Source organism: Bacillus xiapuensis, assembly GCF_002797355.1.
GTDB classification, from domain to species: Bacteria; Bacillota; Bacilli; order Bacillales; family Domibacillaceae; genus Bacillus_CE; species Bacillus_CE xiapuensis.
This window is the reverse complement of sequence record NZ_KZ454940.1, coordinates 652,429-675,058: the sequence shown is the minus strand read 5'-3', so window position 1 is coordinate 675,058 and position 22,630 is coordinate 652,429. Positions and strand designations below refer to the sequence as shown.

Annotated in this window: 16 protein-coding genes and 2 pseudogenes; 15 read left to right on the top strand and 3 right to left on the bottom strand. The window is 33.7% G+C overall.

The window, feature by feature from the left end:
• The first annotated feature begins 11 nt into the window (after positions 1-11).
• The 5 genes and pseudogenes from brxC to CEF20_RS17565 all read left to right on the top strand — a co-directional run.
• Entirely contained in the window at positions 12-3,575 is a 3,564-nt protein-coding gene (gene brxC, locus CEF20_RS14915) for a BREX system P-loop protein BrxC (protein WP_100332651.1), read from the top strand.
• A 51-nt stretch (positions 3,576-3,626) separates the two neighbouring features.
• Positions 3,627-7,139: a BREX-1 system adenine-specific DNA-methyltransferase PglX gene (gene pglX, locus CEF20_RS14910; protein WP_100332650.1), complete on the top strand. Its 3,513-nt coding sequence runs from the start codon at positions 3,627-3,629 to the stop codon at positions 7,137-7,139.
• Positions 7,140-7,188: 49 nt separating this feature from the next.
• Complete coding sequence (pglZ, locus tag CEF20_RS14905) at positions 7,189-9,684, top strand: BREX-1 system phosphatase PglZ type A (protein WP_100332649.1); 2,496 nt, start codon at positions 7,189-7,191, stop codon at positions 9,682-9,684.
• A 315-nt stretch (positions 9,685-9,999) separates the two neighbouring features.
• Positions 10,000-10,722: pseudogene (locus CEF20_RS17570) on the top strand (DEAD/DEAH box helicase); the annotation flags it as partial.
• A gap of 84 nt (positions 10,723-10,806) precedes the next feature.
• Positions 10,807-11,446 (top strand): annotated as a pseudogene (locus CEF20_RS17565) (helicase-related protein); the annotation flags it as partial.
• Positions 11,447-13,013: 1,567 nt separating this feature from the next.
• Here CEF20_RS17565 and CEF20_RS14895 read toward each other — a convergent pair.
• Positions 13,014-13,550 (bottom strand): hypothetical protein, encoded by a 537-nt coding sequence (locus CEF20_RS14895; RefSeq protein WP_100332647.1) that lies wholly within the window; start codon positions 13,548-13,550, stop codon positions 13,014-13,016.
• A 241-nt stretch (positions 13,551-13,791) separates the two neighbouring features.
• On the opposite strand from CEF20_RS14895, the gene CEF20_RS14890 reads away from it, so the two are divergent.
• From CEF20_RS14890 to CEF20_RS14875, 3 genes are all read left to right on the top strand, one after another.
• Positions 13,792-14,034: a YesK family protein gene (locus CEF20_RS14890; protein ID WP_100332646.1), complete on the top strand. Its 243-nt coding sequence runs from the start codon at positions 13,792-13,794 to the stop codon at positions 14,032-14,034.
• 496 nt (positions 14,035-14,530) lie between these two features.
• A complete protein-coding gene (locus CEF20_RS17385; protein ID WP_332849204.1) occupies positions 14,531-14,776 on the top strand; it encodes an HNH endonuclease in 246 nt (81 codons plus the stop codon).
• Positions 14,777-14,801: 25 nt separating this feature from the next.
• Entirely contained in the window at positions 14,802-15,089 is a 288-nt protein-coding gene (locus CEF20_RS14875) for a nucleotidyltransferase family protein (RefSeq protein WP_100332644.1), read from the top strand.
• Between the two features lie 56 nt (positions 15,090-15,145).
• Here CEF20_RS14875 and CEF20_RS14870 read toward each other — a convergent pair whose 3' ends face one another.
• Both CEF20_RS14870 and CEF20_RS14865 read right to left on the bottom strand, forming a co-directional pair.
• Positions 15,146-15,343, bottom strand: a complete 198-nt coding sequence (locus CEF20_RS14870; RefSeq protein ID WP_100332643.1) for a hypothetical protein — start codon at positions 15,341-15,343, stop codon at positions 15,146-15,148.
• 99 nt (positions 15,344-15,442) lie between these two features.
• On the bottom strand, positions 15,443-15,673 hold the full coding sequence (locus CEF20_RS14865) for an ankyrin repeat domain-containing protein (protein ID WP_232713563.1): 231 nt from the start codon (positions 15,671-15,673) through the stop codon (positions 15,443-15,445).
• 946 nt (positions 15,674-16,619) lie between these two features.
• Between CEF20_RS14865 and CEF20_RS14855 the strand changes: the two genes are divergently transcribed.
• From CEF20_RS14855 to CEF20_RS14830, 7 genes are all read left to right on the top strand, one after another.
• Positions 16,620-16,859: a hypothetical protein gene (locus CEF20_RS14855; RefSeq protein ID WP_100332640.1), complete on the top strand. Its 240-nt coding sequence runs from the start codon at positions 16,620-16,622 to the stop codon at positions 16,857-16,859.
• A gap of 336 nt (positions 16,860-17,195) precedes the next feature.
• A complete protein-coding gene (locus CEF20_RS16745; RefSeq protein ID WP_157796310.1) occupies positions 17,196-17,492 on the top strand; it encodes a hypothetical protein in 297 nt (98 codons plus the stop codon).
• A 684-nt stretch (positions 17,493-18,176) separates the two neighbouring features.
• A complete protein-coding gene (locus CEF20_RS14850) occupies positions 18,177-18,440 on the top strand; it encodes a helix-turn-helix transcriptional regulator (protein ID WP_100332639.1) in 264 nt (87 codons plus the stop codon).
• 56 nt (positions 18,441-18,496) lie between these two features.
• Entirely contained in the window at positions 18,497-19,540 is a 1,044-nt protein-coding gene (locus tag CEF20_RS14845; RefSeq protein WP_100332900.1) for an IS1595 family transposase, read from the top strand.
• 101 nt (positions 19,541-19,641) lie between these two features.
• Positions 19,642-20,514, top strand: a complete 873-nt coding sequence (locus CEF20_RS14840) for a hypothetical protein (protein WP_232713561.1) — start codon at positions 19,642-19,644, stop codon at positions 20,512-20,514.
• A gap of 31 nt (positions 20,515-20,545) precedes the next feature.
• Positions 20,546-20,899 carry a hypothetical protein gene (locus CEF20_RS14835; protein ID WP_100332638.1) on the top strand — a complete coding sequence of 118 codons (354 nt, stop codon included), beginning with the start codon at positions 20,546-20,548 and terminating at the stop codon, positions 20,897-20,899.
• A gap of 648 nt (positions 20,900-21,547) precedes the next feature.
• Positions 21,548-22,561: a restriction endonuclease gene (locus CEF20_RS14830; RefSeq protein ID WP_100332637.1), complete on the top strand. Its 1,014-nt coding sequence runs from the start codon at positions 21,548-21,550 to the stop codon at positions 22,559-22,561.
• The last annotated feature ends 69 nt before the right edge of the window (positions 22,562-22,630 follow it).

Below are 22,630 nucleotides of genomic sequence, written 5' to 3'. Positions count from 1 at the left end.
GGGTAAAAGGGATGCAAATTAAAGAACTATTTAAAAAAGATATTTTTCGTCCAATAAACAATGTTGTTCAAGCAGAGCAAGTGGACGAAGAGGTAGTAAAAACAGAATTAGATGAATATGTACTGACAGAAGAAAGTGAACACTACTTAGAACGATTCTATCGAAATTATTTAGCAGTATATGACCAGCCTTCAACAAAAGTAGGTGTTTGGATTTCAGGTTTTTTTGGATCTGGTAAATCTCACTTCCTAAAGATTTTATCTTATTTATTACATAATCAATCCATTGCCGGAAAAACTCCTGCCGAATATTTTGAAGACAAGACCAATAATCAAGAATTACTGAACATGATGAAAAAGGTATCTGAGAAAAAAACAGATGCATTATTATTTAATATTGATTCACGTTCCACCTCTTCGTCAAAAGATGCTGAAAAAGAGCGTATCATTGAGGTGTTTCTACGAGTGTTTAATAACCATTTAGGGTATTCTGATACACTTTGGGTTGCAGAAATGGAACGCCAATTAGATGAAGATGGAAAGTATGAGGAATTTAAACAAGCGATTTTTGACCAAAATGGTAAACCGTGGGAAGAATTCCGATTAAAAATATTACTACGTAAAAAGAAGGTAATTCAAGCATTAGAAACAGTAGGATACGATCGGGATACAGCTGAAACTTTTTTTGATGTAAGTAGAGAATGGTTTTCGATTGATGCACAACGTGTAGCGGAACTAGTTGCCGATTATTGTAAAAAACAAGGCCCAGATTATCGCATTGTGTTCCTAGCGGATGAAATTGGACAATATATCGGTAATAATACGAGCTTAATGCTAAATCTACAAACGATTACAGAAAAATTGGGTGATTTGTGTCAAGGACAAGCTTGGGTTATTGTTACATCACAAGAAAAGCTAGAAGCAACTGTATCAGACTTAGATAGTACAAAGGACTTTTCGAAAATTCAAGGTCGCTTTGAAACAAAAATTAACCTATCAAGTGCGAATACCGATGAGGTGATTAAAAAGCGTCTCTTAGAGAAAACAGAAGTTGGAGAAGATACATTAAAAACCATACATGACCAAGAAGGAAAACTAATTCAAAATCGATTAGCTTTTGATCCAAAAAACACTCAACTCCGTTCAGGTTATCGTAGCATCGATGAATTTGTTTCCTTTTATCCATTTGTTCCTTATCAAATTGAATTATTACAAATGATTTTCACAAAGATTCGTAACCTGGGTGAAGGAGGACAACATACATCACGTGGTGAACGGTCATTACTAAAAGCTTTCCAAGAAGCAGCTCAACTAAATGCGAGTGAAAATGTAGACAATATGGTCACCATGGCTGAATTTTATCCATCAATTCGAGATTATTTAGAATCATCCATTACAAGCACGATTGCAAGAGCAGCAGACCGTGCCAGAAATGACGAAGGATTAACAGAATATGATGTACAAGTATTACAAGTTCTCTATTTAATAAAAGGAATAGATGCAATCAAATCCACTCCAAGTAATATTGCTACCTTGATGGTGGAGACGGTATATGACGAACGTCAGCCTTTAGAGTATAAGATCAAAGAATCATTAAACCGTCTGCAAACTGCGATGTTCATTGAGCAACATGCTGATGGAACCTATTCTTTCTTATCCGATGAAGAACAAGAAATTAATCGTGAAATACGTGCGGAAGATTATAATTCAGCTGCAGTTAAAGAGCGGTTAGCAAATCTGTTTTTCAACGTGATGTATCGTCATCCAAAATACGAATACAAACATAACGAACTAACCAAACACTTTGATTATAATAAACGCTTCGATAATTACGTGAAGGGTCAAATGAATCATGAATTAACAATGCAAGTGTATACAGAAGGAATGACGGATTCGGAGGCAGCACTGCAAGCGAATTCTGGTTATCTGATTATTTTATTAGATAAAGAATACGTGGCAGAAGCAGAAAAAGCATTAGCATATATCCAGCAAGTTGACAGTTATGTTCGTCGAAAACAATCGAGTACTACAACGCAACAACAGAAACGGATTTTTGAAGCAAAACTAGCAGAAGTGGATGAGTATTCTCAAAAAGCAGAAGAATTGTTAGCTAAAGCATGTGAAAATGCGGAATTCTATATCCATAGTCAGCGCCGAGACTTTAATGGAGATTTTGAACATAAAGTGAATCAAGCAATGGATATGCTCATTCGAAATACATTTACAAAATTTCATTATATAGAAGAACCAATCTCTTTTAGAAATAGTAAACAAGAATGGCAACAGGTTGCGGAAAATTTAGGACAACAAAACCTTTTCAGTGATGTAAATAAAAATGCAGTCGATGAAGTAAAAGTCTTCATCGAAGAACTGGAACGTTATCATGATCAACGAACATTAAAAGAGATTGTACAAAAATATGAAGCAGTGCCTTATGGATGGGAAGAACAAGACACAATTGGTATCTTGTTAGGCCTGATGAATGCAGGAAAAGTCCGATTTACTTATGCAGGTGAACCATTTAATCCGAATTCAGAAAGGTTCTACGATAGATTGGAAAGGATATCTGAACGTGATCGGATTGTCGTAATGCCAATTGTTGAGATGGATGGACAAGTTAAACAGGAACTTATTGTACTAGTGCGTGATTTCTTCTCGTTAACACAGATTTTCGATACGTACGATGCGTATGAAGAAATCATCCGTGAAAAAGTACATGAGGAGTTTGTTGAGCCGATTGAGAAGATTCGTGAAAGAAGACGTCAACAAGATCCTACTAGTGACTATCCATATCCTGGCGAGAGTCATATTCGACGAGTCGTAACAGATACACAAAAATTGTTATCGATACGTGACCCAGAACAATTCTGTCGCACCTTCATTCAGTATGAAGATGATATGGAGGAATGGTTTGATATTATCGAAATGCTTCAAGGATTCTATGAAGGAAATCCAATTGTAAAGTTTGATGAAGCAGTGCAAGTTCTAAAAAATCATCAACAGGACTTAGAAATCATTCATAATGAAGAACTGGAAGATATTGCTCAACGAATGAAACAGATTTTATTGCAAGAAGAACCATCGAAAGATATTAGTCAATTACCAAAGCTAACCGATGATTTAAAGAACATCATCCAAGAAGAAACAGACAAACAAAAACAAGCTGTTTTGGTTCAATCTGATAAATCAATAGGACAATTAAAAGATTTATATGAACAATACTCCCAATATGAAACAATTACAGCTTATATTCAGTCGAGAATAGACCATGCAACTCAACTATATGAAAAGATAAAGAACAGTGAACGTATTTCAAGCGCTCGTATTAATCAACAACAGCTTGGTGAACTGGTTGACTTAACAAAATCAAAAGCACGACAAATGTTGAAAGAAATAAGAGAAGAAACAGATACGGTAGAAAGAGATCCAAAACCAATTACAGGTAAAGACTTGTATGATAAGTTTTTCAGTCACGTAGATACGATCGAAACGGAAGAAGACTTGGAACGAGCAATTGATTCGCTAAAACGAGAATTATTAAAAGAATTGCAGACACATTACTTTGTAAAATCTTAAATTCAGGAGCAGGTATATTATCTGCTCCTCTACATAGTAGGGGTGAAATAAATGAATAAAGCAGAGTTAAAAAAATTTGCTGTAGAAGCGAGACGTGACTTACTTGAAAAAGTGGCATTGAAGGCAGAACAATATGGGATTACGAAAGAAAATTCTGAGCTAACAATTGAAGAGAATTATGGACAATTAATTGTCAACGGCAAGACATTTCCTCAAGACCTAAAGCACGCCTTACGGACACTACAAAACCGTTTAAATACGGTTGGTTATGAACAATTAATTGAAGAAGTGGCTTATACATGGTTTAACCGGATTATAGCGATTCGATATATGGAAGTGAATAATTACTTGCCTGACCGTGTCAATGTACTATCCAGTAGCTCTGGTAAGAACGAACCGGATATCTTGCTTCAATATGAAACGATGAATTTGGATATAGATGAAAAACAAATAAAAGATTTAATTCATCAAGGAGATAATGAACAAGCTTACCGGAAATTGTTTATTGCACAATGTAATGCATTAAATCAATTGCTACCGTTTCTATTTGAAAAAATTGAAGATTATACGGAGTTATTACTTCCTGATTATTTATTGGATCAGGAATCCATCATCCGTAAAATTGTCAATGAATTATCTGATGAGAACTTTTATCAAGTACAAGAAGATGGCTCTCCAAAAGATAATGTGGAAGTTTTAGGATGGCTTTATCAATATTACATGTCAGAGAAGAAGGAGAAAGTGGGGGGACTTAAAAACACTGCTGTAAAAAAGGAAGATCTACCAGTCGTTACCCAATTATTCACGCCTAAGTGGATTGTACAATATATGGTACAAAATTCATTAGGAAAACTATACGATGAAAAGTATGAAGATAATCAGCTAGCCCAGCATTGGGAGTATTATTTAAAACATGAGGAAAACCATCATTTATATCCAGAATTTGATTCACTTGAGGATTTGAAAATAATAGATCCTGCTTGTGGTTCAGGACATATTTTGCTTTATGCTTTCGATTTGTTGTATGACATGTATGAAGAAGCAGGATATCCATCTAGAGAGATACCTCAGTTAATCTTAGAAAATAACTTATATGGTTTAGATATTGATAAACGTGCGCAACAAATTGCAAATTTTGCTTTAATAATGAAGGCAGCTGAAAAACAACCACGTTTTATTTCTAGGTTAAGTCGTAAAGGGGAAACTCCAAAGCTAAATGTATACGAAATTGTTGATTCGGACAAAACATTATCTGAAGAAGCAATTAATTATTTTGTGAAGAATGTAACCGAAAAATCACTAATTAACGAATTAATGAGTCAATTTGAAAATGGGAAACAATTTGGTTCGTTAATTAACCCTATCGAACTTCCTTATGAAGAATGGATGAATCGGATAAAAGAATTGGAAAATAAACTAAACGATTTAATTGAAGAATCTTATTATAAAGAATTAAAAGAGAAACTATTACCTGTGTTGATACAAGCTTATCTGTTGTATCAAAAATATGATGTAGTTGTGACTAATCCGCCATATCATAATAAGTTTAACCCTTTATTAAAAAAGTTTATTAACCAGAGTTATAGAGAGTATAAATCTGATCTATATTCAGCATTTATTTACAGGACAACAGATATGGTTAATAGAAATGGATATATTGGATTAATGACGCCTTTTACATGGATGTTTATATCACGGCATGAAAAATTAAGAAAATATATACTATTAAATACTAGCATATCTAGTTTAGTTCAGCTTGAATATTCAGCATTTAAAGAAGCAACGGTACCTATTTGTACATTTGTAATACAATATCAGAATATCAACAGAGAAGGAGAATATTTAAACTTAACTGAGTTTACCGGAAGTCAGTCTCAAAAAGTAAGAGAAGCAGTAATAAATAAAAGTATCGGCTATAGATTTACTTTTAGCTCAAAAGATTTTAGCCATATACCAACATCACCTATAGCTTATTGGATAAGTGAGGAGATTAGGAACATATTTGTAGATTTTAATAAAATATCAGATTACTCGACGACAAGAAAAGGAATGGTAACTGCGGATAACGACCGATTTATTAGATTTTGGTACGAAGTTTCTGTTAACAAATTTAATACAAAGTCGAAAAGCAGGAAAGAGGCTATTGAATGTAAAGCTAAATGGTTTCCTTATATGAAGGGTGGTGGATTTAGAAAATGGGGTGGAAGTAAACTATCGGTTGTTAACTGGGAAAAGGATGGTTATGAATTATTAAATATGAAATCTGAAGGATATAAAGTTGGATCCACTAATCATAATCTAGAATATATTTTTAAACCAGCAATTGTATGGAATAAGATTACATCAGCAGATTTTTCAGCTAGATTTGTGGACTATGGATACTTATATGATGATGCAAATGCATTCTTAGTTTCTGATACTAAGGAAAAAAATATTTATATACTGGGTTTTTTAAACTCAATAGTAGCCTCAAAACTGTTAAAAATTATTAATCCAACATTAAATTTTCAACCCGGTAACATCAGCAATCTACCGATTAAATTTTGGGAGAGTAATAAGGTTATCAACTTTGTAGTAGAGAACATAAAAATCTCTGAAGCAGATTGGGATTCTTTTGAAATATCTTGGAATTTTAATAAACATCCTTTCATAATTAAAGAACCTCAGCTTCGATTATTAGAAGATGCCTTTAATGAATGGGTAATGATTACTCAAAAGCGTTTTAGCAATATGAAAAAAAATGAAGAACTAATTAATGACTTTTTTATTAAATTATTTGGATTAGAGAAAGAGCTTTCTTTTGAGGTAAACGATAAGGAAATTACAGTTAGTTTAGGAGATCGTGAAAGAGATACAAAATCTTTTATCTCGTACTTTATTGGCTGTTTAATGGGTCGTTATTCATTAGACGTAGAAGGCCTAGCTTATGCTGGTGGAGAATTTGATGAATCGAAGTATAAGACTTTTAAGCCAAACCCAAATAGTCTTATTCTCTTAACAGATGACCACTATTTTGAAAATGATATTATTGTCCGTCTAAGGGAATTTTTATCCGCAGCATTTAGCCCTGATAAGGTAGAAGAGAATTTACGCTGGTTAGCTGAATCATTAAAGATGAAAAAGAATGAATCTCCAGAAGAACGGTTACGGCGTTACTTCTTAGATGAATTTTTCAAAGACCATTGTAAAACGTATCAAAAACGACCAATTTATTGGTTAGTTGATTCTGGTAAACAAAAAGGATTACGGACGCTCATTTATATGCATCGATATCAGCCTGATACGATGGCAACGATTCGTTTTGATCATTTGCAGGAGATTCAAGCGAAATATCAAAATGAGATTGAAATGATCGATACACGGTTAGCAAATCCAAGTCTATCTGCTACAGATAGACGTAACCTTGAAAAAGCTAAAATTTCTTATCAAAAGAAGATAGAAGAACTCCAAGAATTTGATAAGCATTTAGCAGTATATGCAAATGAACAAATCGAAATTGATTTAGATGATGGTGTGAAAGTCAACTATGCCAAATTCGATAAAGTTCTAGCAAAGATTAAATAACAGAAAGAGGGAATTTCCCTCTTTCTCTTTACATAACGAGGTGGAAGCCATGAATGTAATAGAGAAATTACAAGAAAAAATACAGCAAGAGAAAGAAACAAAAGGGCGTGCCATAGTATTTTGGTATGATGCACAAGCTCAAGTGGATGTGGAAGAACTTAAAGAACAATTAGAAGAGGTAGAAGTAAGGTATGTAAATGAACGTAACTTTTTCCAATTAAAAGTTGAAATAGAACTAGAGAAACCAAATCAATCATTTCTAATCTATACCGATGGGCCAAGACCGGAAGATGCAGATAATATGTTGTTGGATATCTTGTTATATAGTGCTGAATTTAAAGCAGATGAAACTGCTTTGTTATCCGAAACCTTACAAGTGTCAGATCATGTTTTACGTCCAATGATGGAACAATATCCTTTGTTCTTTGGAAGTAAAGAACGGAAAAGAAGATTGGCAAAAGTATTACCTCAAAAAGCTGACCAAAACCAATTTGAATTGAGTATGATGGCGGTGTTAACCAAAGCGCCTGTGCCAGATATTCGGTTAATTACACGCCAACTTCTTTTACAAGAATTACACATACAAGAAAATGACTTGATGAAACAATTAAAGCGTAATTTTTCATTAGAACGAGCATTTGAGATTATTGGTAGATATTTCGGTATATCATTAGAACAGGCGGAAGAACCATTAGTCGAATTAATGAATGTCTTAATCTATCAACATTTTAGGCGAAATGCGCAGTTTTCTGTAGATGAGTGGGAAGATAAGTGGACCTCATCCTCACCTAACGTCTGTGCATTATTTATTGAAGAATGGCTACAACGTAGTGACAAAGAAGTATTAGAAGAACACATTATAGATTGGGAAAGAGTAAATCGATTAAGAGAAGTCCTTTCACAACAAGAGTTAGATAATTTCACAATGGTAGATACTTTCCCTGTTGTCGATGCATTTATTATAGAAAAATGTATCGATGAACTTCTTCATCAAACCATTCATGTAAGTAATCGATTATCTTTAATTGAACAACGGTTACCAACCCATTGGGGATCAAAAGGCCAATTAAATGCCGTATATAACACCTTATATCAAGCAATACGGCTGGAGCAATTGAAATTAACCATTAAACGTATGTATCAGGAAGATGATTTATACGAAAGTTACGCAGCATACGTATTTGAAGTTGATCAAGCATATCGTCATTTTATGTATGATTTTACTAAACTAGAATCAAAGGAAATGTTAGAAGAGATTGCAAGTCGATTAACAAATTGGTACGAAAATAAGTTCTTACGTCATATATCAGAAGAGATAAACTATAAGCTAACGGAAGGTTATATATCAACTTTGATGCAACAACGAAGGTTTTTTGCCCAACACATACGTCCTATATTGGAAAAAGAACAAACAAGGGTATTTGTTATTATTTCCGATGCTTTAAGATACGAAGCAGCCCATGAACTACATACCCAATTAGAAGAAAGGGAAAATGGAACATCCACGATCCAACCGATGGCTGCCAGCTATCCAACATATACACAACTAGGGATGGCGTCTCTATTACCACATCGAGAACTAACCGTGGATGAGAATAAAGTAGTTTATGCAGACGGTCAATCAACAAAGGGTTTGGATAACCGACGTAAAATCTTACAATCTGTTGAACCACAAACCGAAGTACTTAAATTAAAAGCATTACTCGATATGAAAACGACTGAAGCTGAACAGGTATTAAGAGGAAAACGGTTAGTTTATTTATACCATGACCATATAGATGCATTAGGAGATTCAGCGAAGTCAGAACGAGAAACCTATGAAGCGGTTCACCAGGCCATTCAAGATCTAAATTATGCGGTTGATCGGTTATCACGACTGCAAGCAAAACGGATTTTTATAACCGCAGATCACGGTTTTTTATTTCAATTTAAACAAATTGAAGAATATGGGAAAATCCCAGCTGTGGAAGGTCAAGTGATGGACGGTAATCGTAGATTTGCGATTGGAAACCAACTATCCATTCCTGAAGGAGCAATAAAGTTAGAGGAAGAACAAACCCCATTAAAAAATGTTGAAGTCGTTTTAGCAAAAGGGTTGAACCGATTTAAAACAGGTGGCGGTCTACAATTCATTCATGGCGGTGCATTACCACAAGAAGCTGTTGTACCATTAATCGACTATCGCCGTATTGAAAAAGCACAGCCTGTTGATATTGCAGTTGCGATGGTACAAAAAGTAATTACAAACTACCGTGTGCCGATTTCCTTTTATCAAGAGCAGAGTGTGTCCGATGAATATACATCACGTAAAGTGCGTGCAGCGTTCTATCAAGGGGATGAACGTATTTCAAATGAAGTGGAACTCGTATTTGATTTAAAAGGAGAAAATAAGGACCGAAATAGACAAGTTGAATTTAGTTTGATTGAAAAACATTATAAAATTGGTGAGACGTGTACATTAAGAATCGAGCATGTTACGAAGAAAGGAACAGAGCCTTATTTAGAAGAAGAGTTTGTTTTACGCTTATACGAGGCATTGTATTAAGTTTGAGAAGGAAAAGAAGGTGTAATTGTGCTTAAAAAAGGGGAAATTGTAGGAGCTTCCTTTTGGCCAGAGCCAGTTCAGATTAAACATATCGAAACGATAGATGAAGATTTATATTTAGTAGAAGCAGTTGGACGAGAATCCAATCAATTCTTTGAAAACTATCTGGAGAGTTATCAGCTGTATGAAGTGGAGCGATATTCTGAAGAAGACGCATCGGATAATTTAAAGGATCGTTTTCAGCATTATTTGCAATATCATGTATTAAAAACGGAACGAGAATATTCCCAATCAAGAGCGCGTGGGAATAAGAATATGATCCCTCTTCCACATCAAATCGAGGCCGTCTATAGCAAAATGCTTCAAGCTCCACAAGTACGATATCTGCTAGCAGATGACCCTGGTGCTGGTAAAACGATTATGTCAGGAATGCTAATCCGAGAACTAAAAGCCCGAAATATGGTTCGAAAAACATTAATTTTAGTACCACCTCTTGTGTTGAAACAGTGGCAAGCAGAGTTAAAAGAAAAATTTGATGAGGATTTTTTAATCATTACCCGTGATTATTTAAAAGCATCCGGAGAGATGAATCCATTTGAGATGCACCAACAAATCATTGTCTCGATGTATTGGGCTTCTCGTGAGGACATTAAAAATATGATTATAAATGCTCATTTTGATTTAGTGATTGTGGATGAAGCGCATAAAATGGCAGCATATACCGTTGGTCAAAAGAAACGAAAAGTGAAGCGTACAAAAATGTTTCAACTTGGAGAAACTTTATTAAGGCATACAGAACACACCTTGCTATTAACCGCAACTCCGCATAAAGGAGACAAAGAGAACTTTCGTCACTTAATGAGTCTAATTGATCCGGATATATTTTCTAATCTCAATCGAGGGGACTCCATTTTTGAAAAAAGTAACCCTTATGTCATTCGTCGTTTAAAGGAAAACATGGTTAATTTTGATGGCACGCCGTTGTTCCCTAAACGTACGACAAAAACACTAGGATTTAACTTAAGTCCAGCAGAAATTGATTTATATGATGCGGTAACAGAATATGTTCGGCACTATTTTAATCGTGCGAAGAAAAACAATAAACCTAATGTTGCTTTTGCTATGATGATTTTACAAAGACGGCTAAGTTCTTCAACCGAAGCAATTTATCTATCTTTAGTACGACGAAAAGAACGACTACAACGTGTATTAGAAACAGGGCAAAAAGCAGAACAAATCATGCTAGAATATGAAGATTATGAAGATATATCGTTAGAAGAACAGGAATTACTAGAGGAATATGCCGAGGGTGAATTTGAAGAACTAGATTATGATGAATTACAAACAGAAATCGAAATGCTGGATCAATTGATTCGCAAAGCAAATGTAATCAGACAAAATGAAAATGAACGAAAATATTTAGAGCTAGAAAAGACATTGTTTGGTGCAGGCGGTTTATTGGCAAAAGGTGAAAAAATCTTAATTTTTACCGAATCCAAAGATACATTAAATTATCTAGAGAAGAAACTAAAAGCCTATGTACCGGATATAGCTAAAATCGTTGGAGACTTTTCGATGGACCGAAGACAAGAGGAAGTCGAGAAGTTCCGAAATGACGTTCAAATTATGATTGCTACCGATGCAGGTGGTGAATCCATCAACCTACAATTTTGTAACCAAATGATAAATTATGATATTCCGTGGAATCCAAATCGATTGGAACAACGGATGGGGCGTATTCATCGTATTGGTCAGAAGAATGAGGTGTTTGTATTTAACTTAGTTGCTACCAATACACGTGAAGGTGATGTGTTAACGAGGTTATTAACAAAAATGGAACAAATGCGTGAAGACCTTGGACAAGATCTAGTCTATGACTTTGTTGGCGAAGTTCTAGAGGATAAACAAGCAGATTTATCTTCCGTCATGGAAAAAGCCATCTTAGATCGTGAAAATTTGGATGAAATTATCGAACATATGGAGAAAACGTTATCAGAAGAACATAAGCGACTGCTTGAACTTGCCCAAAATGAACGTTTAGATGACAATTTTGATTTGCCAGGTGCAAAGCGTTCGTTTGATGAAGTATCCATGCATAGTGTTCCAACACGCTTTTATGGACGTTTTGTTGTGAATGGATTAAAAAATACTAGAACACGAATGAGTGTATCGAATGACCAAACCATAGCTCGGATTGATCGTTTCCCAAAACGTATTCGTGACTTTGCTCGTGACCAAAAGTTGATGTTTCAATTTGATAACTCCATACGATTTGCTCTCACCTCAGCAAAAGAAACGGATAAACTCCCAATGATCGAGAACGATGATCCATTGTTTAACTTAGTCATGAAGTTAACCGCAAAAGAAATGCAGCAAACCATACTGCCGTTATATGAAGTAAATGCTTCCATAACGGAACCAATGATTATGGAGTTAGATCAAGTTTCTATTATAGACGGTAATGGTAGAGAGCTGGAGCAGAATTTGATGTTAACCGGTAAACGTGAAAATGGTAAGTTTGTACAAATATCACCATACTTACTTTTTCACCAATCCTTAGAAGTAATCAAGATCTATGAGAAAGAGGATCAAGATATTAAACGTTATGTCATTCAACAAGCAAGAAAATTACTAAAAACTACACAAAGAAAGCGCGAGGAATACACTAATAGAAAACGTGTTTTCCTTAGAAAATCATTTGAAGATCAAATGGAGACTCTGCAAGAACGTTTACAAAAATATCAAGAGGAAAATATCGGTGGTAAAAACAGTGCTTTAATTAATCAAACCTATGCTCAAATAGATGAGATGGAAGATCGAAGTAAAGAACGTTTGAATGAGATAGATCGAGAACGTTCCATTCAATTAAAACCAGTAAAGCGAATTGCTCAATTTAAAGTAAAGCCTACTAATGTAGAATGTGGTCGAGTTATATCAGATGACTATTTACATGTAATTGAAGAATACGAATTAAGTCAAGGTAGAATGAATGTTAGAAAACAGCCTTCTTATGGATTGATTGATTTTATTAGTGAAGAAGCAGATGGAGAAAGTCGTTTAATTGTCGTAACGAATGATATCAAACAATTCCAACGACAATCGGTAGAAGGGGATTATGAGGCTATTAAGAGTAAAGTGTATGTCTATGAAATCGTAGATAATAAAGTAAGAGAACATCACTTTATTCGAATTGTCCAACAGAAACTGCTTTTATAATAGTTAGTTGTCCATGAATTCAATAAAGAAAAATAAAATCCACCCGTTTAACTTTGTAGGAGAAGTTAGGGTGGATTTTTTGATCCACCTATAGTTCCATTCTAACAGAAACATCATTGTAGTTCATATTTTCCGTTTTGATACACTTTATAACTTTCGAGGGTACCAGAACCACCAGCTTCTTTCAGTTCTTTTGAATATAATGTTATCGTGTAATAAGAACCTTGTGCATCATCTTCTAAGGAACCACCCATGTCATCAAAAATAATATCCTCATTATTTTCCATTTCTAATTCCTTTGCCAAATATTGAATTGCTTCACTTCCGCTAGAAAGATGAATGCTTTCTTCCTTTATTTGATTATTCGAAGGGTCTGCTTCTATATTACTATCATTGGTTTCGGACGTATTAGTATCATTTTCAATGGACTGGGTGCTATTTTTATTTACAGTGGTGTCTTCACTGTTTGAACTAGATCCATTCGATACAATTGGTTTTTCTGGATCTGTAGAATAATCATTTGGTTGTTCTTCTACGGTTTCTTCTGTGTCCTGTTCATTTGCTGCATCACTACTAGGTTCAGAACCACATGCGGTCATAACAGCTAAAATCATCGCTATTAATCCAGCTAGAAAGATTTTTTTCTTCAAGATCTATCACGACTCCTTTCCAGATTTGCAAACTTCATTATTTCAAAATTTATTTATATTTTCAACATCATATTTATAGATATTTATTACTATTTTTAACTATAAGAGTTGGAATTGAATACACATAACGCTAGATTTCAACAAGGCTCTAATCTTAGATATATATCTTCACTACCCATTATTTATACTTTAGTATGGAAGTAAGTATATATATTTTAAATAAAAGTAGGAGAAAGATAAAATGGATATTTTAATACCAATTTTGATAGGCTTTCTTGCGAATATGGTGGTATTTGTATTTAGTTTACTAATAGTAAAAGACAAAACAAGAGCTGCAAATATAACAATTGTATTCTTTGTGTCCGTTTTACTTAGTTCCTTTTTTATCGGTAGATGGATTGGAATGGGGTTAGGTGTTATTAGTTTTGGAATGCTGATATTTTCTGCATGTATGTATATTTATATTCTTAACGAACGCAAGTAGCGAAATAAATGACATAGAAGACTTTAAAGAAATTTCTTCAAAGACTTTTGAGTTTAATAGTATTCCATTTCTTCTCGAATGAATCTTATCAGTAATTGGATCTCTTTACTATCTAGGTTTGCTAATAATTCCATGACAATCTAGGCTTCTTCTGCAAATATTGCACTCCCTAGAATACTCTGTTTTAAAGCAGGTTTAATATCATTTACTATCATCAAATCTATCGACTTCTGAAAACAATCCTCAAGTTCAAATTTTAATTCTATATATGATCAAAAGATAGGTCCGAATCGTTAAACTCAACGATTAAATCAATATGCTTGATTCATTTTGCTTTTCGCGACTATATGAACTGAACAACTCAATTCGCTTGACGCCATATTTTTGTTTCCATTTGTTCAAGTTTCTTGATAATTCAGCAAGGGTTTTTTGCTGCAATAACACACCATTACCGCCATTTTTGATATAATATCCTCAGAAAAATTTAGTATTAATATTGAGTAAACCATATTTTGAAACATATTATTGCGTATTGGAAGATAATTGGAATGGAAATTATTTTGCCGGGATTATAAAGAACATCGCATACGTTGATACAATTGATCACAAAGTTTCCAGAGCAAAAGGCGGCTTAAGCACCCCACAAAACTGTGTTTGTACTTGCATTAAGTGCAATCAAGATAAAGATGACATGGAGTATGAGGAATTTATAGGTAGCGTAGAATTGAATGGACAGGTTTAAGTGGGCAAAAAATGAGGGATGAACGGTGTTATGTGACGTTCTTAAAGAAAAGCGTGAATTAATCATAAAAATTGGAAAGAAGCATGGGATTGATAACATACGAGTATTTGGCTCGGTAGCAAGATTGGAAGGTGGACAAAATAGCGACCATGATTTTCTAGTTGATATTGATCCAGAAAGAAGTTTATTTGATCTGATTCGGTTTAAGCATGAACTGGAAGATATGCTTGGTATAAGTATTGATGTAGTTACAAAAAATGCCCTTCATTGGACTATAAGACAAGCTATATTAGCAGAAGCTGTTCAATTATGAATACAACAAGTAAAAGCCGGCCTTCACATTTGTTAGCTGAGATGTAGTCTCTCCAATCATTGCTCCCATTCCCCTCCACAATCAGGACACTGCCACTTCAGGGTTCGGTCTTCCTCACGACTATAAATTGCAATCTTTCGTGAACCGTGCGTCGCACTACCATAGTGATGACGTATTTTTTCCGGGATATCTTTTCCTTGCAGATCAGCATTGCAATATGGACAGAACTCTTTGTTATCTCTAGGTTTATTCATCAATTACCCACCTTTCATATGTAGAGTTGTTGATAACTGTGTTTCTCCCACTTCCTTGTTATACTATTATATCGGTAATTTTAGCTTCTGATTTAGTTACTAAACATACTCCTTAAGCAATTCTATTATTTCTGATTGATAATGGCCATCCCAGCCACTAGATGCCCTTTTAAAACAGGTAGTATCTGCTACTGCACCATGTTGTAATAGAAGTTCTGCAATATCATCAAAACCAAAATAGCAGGCAATGTGAAGTGCAGTTCTACCTAGTTTATCTTTCTTATTGACATCGACACCATGATGAATAAGCCTATGTGAAATTATTTTCATGAACCGCCCAATATAAGAGGCTTTGTTCATTTATTTCCTCATTCACGTCATGTGTTTTTAAAAATACGTCTAAATCTGATACATTTTCATTTCGCAACAGCATGAAATAGTCCACTTCTGAACACCTCTTTCACTTTCAATAAATCTAAGAAAAAGAGTATTATTGGATACTATTCCACTCTTACTTCTTATGATTAAACCATTTATCCCACAGTTCATGAAACACGAAGTTGTACTTAATCATCACTCCATAACCAACAATTAAACCTAAAATTAAAAAAGGGTGTATTGGTTGATTTAAAATCAGATTTACAATAACTAAATAGGTTGCTGCTACATTCAGACTGATTGCCATCGCATTGATGTAAAAAATAAGTTTAAAGAAGTCCATTAACTTCACCTTGCTTTGGATTCGTATGATTTCATTATTACATACTAAGCTATTTACAATCTATTATGAATCAATAAATATCAAATGTATACTCCATTTCCTTAACTGGGCAGTTCATGGTCATAAATGTCCAATTTAAAGGCATGAATAAGAACAATGCTTGATATTTAGTGGAATGGAGTGGGTTATACAGTTTGTTTAGCCTATTTTTACTCCCACTGCGTTATTGTTAAGTGAAGCGTTATTTAGTTACACTAGCATTTTCCTTCTTTCAATTAATCTTATACTTTCATATCATTCAAATTCAAAGATGTTTTAAAAAAATAGATTTTGAAGATAGTTACAAGAAGGCTTAAAATACAGAATGTTACAAGTTAGAATAATAATGTAATGATATTTTTATTTACTTTTACTTAATCAATAACAAAATTAAAGGCCTTTTGGGTCCATAGAATTGGTTAAAAATCATCGGTAAGATGTGCGGCGATTACGATCGTTAGCACTCTTATCGATGTTTTTTATTTTATAAAAATGAATGAAATGGAGGAGTAGAACATGGAATCTTACTACGTCGTAAAAAGTACGAAGGAAAAGGATGAATTATTTACAGTAATTGATGCAGAGTCTTTAGAGGAGGTACAAGCTATTTTTCGAATCCGGTACAAAGAGGAAGTAGAGAAGATGGGAAGTGGTGATTCCTTCTATTTTTTCTCTGCAAAAGAGGAGTTAAAGTTTGATGAAAGTAATCGATTAATCTTTCCAGACGGGGGAATGATTGGTATGCATAGTATATAAGAAACAGAATAGGAGATGGCTGCTGTCAAAGGACAGTGGTCATCTCTTTTTGTTTCGAATGTTGGATACTATTAATCGTTTCCTATTAAATTTGTCTATATCAAACAAGCTCTCTTTATCCTATAAAAATAGACTTAGGTAAACGTTATAGATGATAGTAACTAGTCCTAGTAACGAGGATGTTTAGGACATAGTGTCCTAAACATTTGAAATAGCTTTCTAGTTATTAACCGGAAAGATTTTTTATTTGACGTATGCTACAATAGAAAAAAATTTGTTTAATTCAAACAAGCGAAAAAACAAAAAGATTGACTTTTGCTTAATGGGGTGAGTTTTTTGGAAAAGATATTTGTGAGATTGTGTAGTTGGTTAGGATTTATACTCTTATTGCTTGCGGTATCAAGTGATTTTATCGGCGTTTCCTTACTAAGTTCACCATTTATTACTTTTTATTTAATTAGTGTTATAGGTTTAATTGTCGCGTGTATGGGTTGGGTTTTATTAAGGTTTAATGAAGTTGATTCAATTACTAAAATAGTTGGGAAACTTGGCCTGTTAGGTAATTTAACCGTTGTCATTTTATTTTTTCCGCCACTCTTCCATTTTTGGGGAACATTCATTTTTGGTCCTTGACTCTCTATAATTCGTATAAAATTTGTCGAAATATAAGGCGGGCGTCAATTTATACGCTATTTCTATTGCCAGTAACTGTTCCAGTATGTGCTGTAGCTCTCATAGTTTTGTCTAAAATAATTCTTTTTGTTTCAAAGAGAACAAGCACACTCTAAAAGTTATAAATATATTGAGTGGTTTTAAATCTGTTTTACTATCGTAAGACTATTGTCAAAATTGGTCCAAAAAAATCATTGATATTAAGTCATTTTAGATTTTCTTAGAGTATTATTGTTGTGTATTTCGTGCGGATTTATATTGCAAAAAAGCGATAATATCAGGGATTGTTCGATGTAAGGGCTATGAGTTTGTTCATAACCTCAATTGGGTATGTTATGGTATACCCAATTAAGGTTATGAAACTGTAATTAGAAACACAAGAAAGACTATAGGTTACTGAGAATCAAACATAAATTGGATTGAAATTTATTCCAATTACGATCGAATGTAGATTAGGAATGGATTATTATCGGAATAGGACAAAAATTCATTCCAAACTTGAAAAGAATTTGACCGTCATAATAAAAGTATTTAATGGGAAATCGATAGGAATATAAAGTGCATTTATTCAAATAAATCAACAATAATTATTAGAATATGACCTTTTCAAAGTTATAATATTTAAAACTTTGAGGAGGTATGTCAATGTTAATTGAAGAGGTTATTGAAAGACTGAACGAAGGTCAAAAATTGGAAGAATTAGCAGAACAACTAGGAATGAGTCCAACACAATTAAAATTAAAATTAACTAATGCAGCTGTTGAATACGATGAAAAAAGTTTTGAGTGGGTGTATAGAGGTATTGTCAAAGAAAAATCACTAACAAGAGATATTACTAAAACGATTAAGCGGTTAAAAGAAGATAAACCTTACATTAAGGCTCTGTTAAAGTTAGTTGTTGATAATTGAATTCCGAGAACAAATGTTCTATAATTGAACTAACTACAATAGGGTTGGTGATGATTGTGAGAGCGACTGAAATCCTTAAAGCCATTCAAAAACTAAATCCCGCAGAGAAGCACAGGTTACGCGAATATTTAATTGATGCACTCACTGCTTCAAGTTCGACTGGAACCGTTCTTCACGAAATATCTGAACGTAAGAATAAGAATGGCTATGAATGCCCTGATTGTACATCAGAACATATTGTTCGATTTGGCAAATATACAACAATTGTTGATGGCGAAGAGGTCAAAAAGCAACGCTATCGCTGTAAGGCTTGTAAAAAGACATTCACTGACCTCACAAATACAGTTCTTTATCGAACTCGTCACCTTAACCAGTGGATTAAATTTATTGAGTGTATGATTGAAGGTTATTCTCTTCGAAAGTCTGCTAACTTAATTGGCAACATTACTCACGTCACTTTATTTTATTGGAGGCACAAACTACTATCATCGTTAAAAAAAATGGAAATACCAAATTTTGAAGGTATCGTTGAAATGGACGAGACCTATTTCTTGTACTCAGAAAAAGGACAAAGAAAAATTAAAGGTAGAAAACCACGTAAGCGTGGTGGTTCTGCGAAGAAACGTGGTATAAGCAATGAACAAGTTTGCGTGTTGGTTGCAAGAGACCGTGATAAAACCACCTTTTCGCAGATATTAGGTATGGGTAGGTTAACCAAAGACCAATTAGACAAAGCCATCGGGCATAGGCTTTCAAGTGAAAATATACTATGCACGGATTCTTGGCGTGCATTTAAAACATATGCTGCTGAAAAAGGAATGGATATTTACCAATTCAAGTCCGATGGTAAGATTCGTACTAAGGGGCTTTATCACATCCAGAACGTGAATAATTATCATAGAAGACTAAAAGGTTGGATGCAACGATTTAATGGTGTTGCGACCAAGTATTTAAACAATTACCTTACTTGGTTTCAGGTCTTGGAAAGTATCCATCACCAAAGAAATGAAGTAACAATGAATGACTTGATTATTAAAGGGAATTTAGTACAGAATTCAGAAACCTATGATACACTTAGGTTAAATAAATTTGCTGTATAAACACTGATGCTTGTTCAACTAACGGGGCAGGAATGTTTAACAAGAAGTTGGGTTTTTATGTAAAATTAAAATGAATATATACCTTTTACAATTAGAATAGGGTGATTGAAATAGAAAAATTAGTATTACAAAAGTGTATTGATTATTCCTCAAGTTTAAATTTTATAGATGGTCAAATAACAAAAGATGGAACGTTACTACTTATTGAGAGTAATTTACAAGAATTAGATTTCTTTCAACGTCCTGTACCAAAAAACAATTGGACCATCCAAATTATTAAAGGCAATAGTATAGAAACAATTGAATTAAAGAATGTTCCTCTTATACCGACAGAAGTAGATTTATTTTCAGACGGTACTTTACTTATTGTACAAGGTCGTTGTTTAAAAGATGGTACATATATTGAACGAAATGCAAGAAGATACAACCCAAACGGGCAACTAATTGAAGCCTTCACACTCGGAGATGGCATTGAACACGTACAAATTGATGAAACAGATACAATTTGGGTGAGTTATTTTGATGAAGGAGTATTTGGTAATTTTGGATGGGAACAGCCTATGGGTAGTGAAGGTCTTATTGCTTATGGGATAAATGGTCAAAAATTGTGGGGAGCAGGTAATTATGGAATTATTGATTGTTACGCCTTGAATGTTGTAAGTTCAAAGGACGTAAATTTCTTTTACTATGATGATTTTTTTCTTGTTCAACTTAATGAGATGAAAGAGACTATTCGCTACCGTATAGAAGGTGACGATACAATTCAACAATTTGTGTTCGACCAAACTGGCTTAATTGGTCAGGTAGATATGAATACAATAATGCGTTTTCGAATAAAAAATAGGACAATCACTCCAAAGGAAAAAATACAATTAACAGATGAAAAAGGCAAAACTATCATTGGTCCTGTGTTTATGCGAGGGATGTTTCTATATGTATATGGTAAAGACGGAATATATAAAAAGAGATTGTGAATTAATGCACTTAAAGTAACGGGTGCGTTAGTTGAAGAAGACGTTATTACTAATAGAACTTCCAAAAAACGGAAGTTCTAATTTTTTACCCTATATATCAACAATAAACTTTAACATAGCCTACATTAAAGTAAAGGAAAATCGTAGAGATTACGGCGATGAAAATAGGGATAAGTATTTAACTCTATTTAGGGATTACTTAGAAATACATCAAGATTCACTTTCAGAAAAAAAGACGTTCTTTTTAACAGAAAATCTATATAAGACAATTAAGCAATTAAGCAAAGATAAATCTATGAAAATCAATGTGCTTGTAAACCTTTTATTAACGATGGGTTTAGATCATTATGGTATTGGTATTAAGCAGAATTCAGAGGAAGATTAATAAAACCCGAAATAAAGAATCTTGGTACAAGAACTTAGGCTCTTTATCTAATTAGAATTTGCGATTCGTATAAATTACCTAACTAAACCTAAAGTTTTTACACAAATCCCGTACTGAATTAAGTAAAAAAGTTTTTGTATAAAAAGATGAAAAATATATTTCGTATTTGTTTTTTCTTTCTACTCATACTAATTAGCTTTCACAAAAGCGTGCGGACTATCAGAAGAGATTACAACAGCCAGCATTTTAAAATGCTGGCTTATTGCAATTCATTAGACAACTAATTAAAGATGTAATATACATTATAACCTACTATAGAAATTTTTCTACTTATAAGTATCACGTAATATATTAGGATATCGATACGGTTTTAAATGATGAAATTGTGTTAAATGTTTGTGCTAAAGAGACAGTCAAAGAAATTTCTTGAGCTTTTACTTAATAATTAATGATAAGAAGGGGACATCTTTACAGGATGTTGCCTTCTTTTTGTATTCTTTCTAGTGGTATTTCTAGTATTTGAATATTTAGCGATAGCTCCCATACCATAATTTGGTTTATTAAGAATGTTATAATAGTATTTAAGAAGGGATAAGAAATTTAGGAAATGAATATGATTTGGATGGGTTTATCAGAGGAGGTTTTAAAATGACAGTTTGGTTATTTCGTGCAGGTAAACAAGGAGAATTTGAAAATAAATTCCTAGATGATGGAAGAGTCTATCTTACCTGGGATGACCTTAATATCAATCTCAAAATAATTGAATCTAAAGAAAGCCTATATAAAAGCTTAATACAACATTATGATCTGGATAAAGAAAAAACAGCAATAAATTGGGCTTCTCAAATTTGGCCTATAGCACATTCAATGGAACTTGGAGATTTAGTTGTATTGCCCTCTAAATTTAATCGTACTATACATATAGGTGAAGTTACGGGTGATTATGTGTATGATGAATTACTTGGAAGTCCCTATTATCATTATCGAAATGTAAACTGGATTGCAAAAGATATACCAAGGGATCGTTTTGATCAGGATATATTATATTCACTAGGAGCCTTTATGACGGTATGCAAAATACATAGAAATAATGCAGAAGAACGTATAAGAGCAATGCGTAACAATAATTGGTATGTACCAAAAAATAAGAATGTGAAGGAACTAGTAGAGGAGAATGAAGAAACGGTTTCGATTGATTTAGAAGAATATATTTATGACCAAATTTCTGAGAGGATTATTCAACGATTTAAAGGACATAAGATGGAAAACTTGGTTGAGGAAATCTTGAAAGCAAAAGGATTTACTACGTATAGAAGTCCAGAGGGTGCGGATCACGGTGTAGATATACTAGCGGCTTCCAATACACTTGGTTTTGGAGATCCAAAAATTTGTGTTCAAGTAAAAACATCTGACACGCCTCTTGATAGACCTACTCTGGACCAATTAATTGGAACTATGAGCAATTATAGTGCTGAATTCGGCTTGTTAGTTTCATGGAGTGGATTTAAATCATCTGTTACGAAAGAAATTCCTAAGCAGTTCTTTAAAGTTCGTCTTTGGGACTCGAAAACTATTATTCAACAAATCTTTGAGAACTACGAAAAGCTTAGTGATGAAATTAAGAAGGAGATTCCTATTAAGAGGGTTTGGATGTTGATGTGAAGTAGAATAACTCCTCTCTATATACTTTGATATTCAGAGGATAAATATGTAGAGTGAATTTGAGGGATG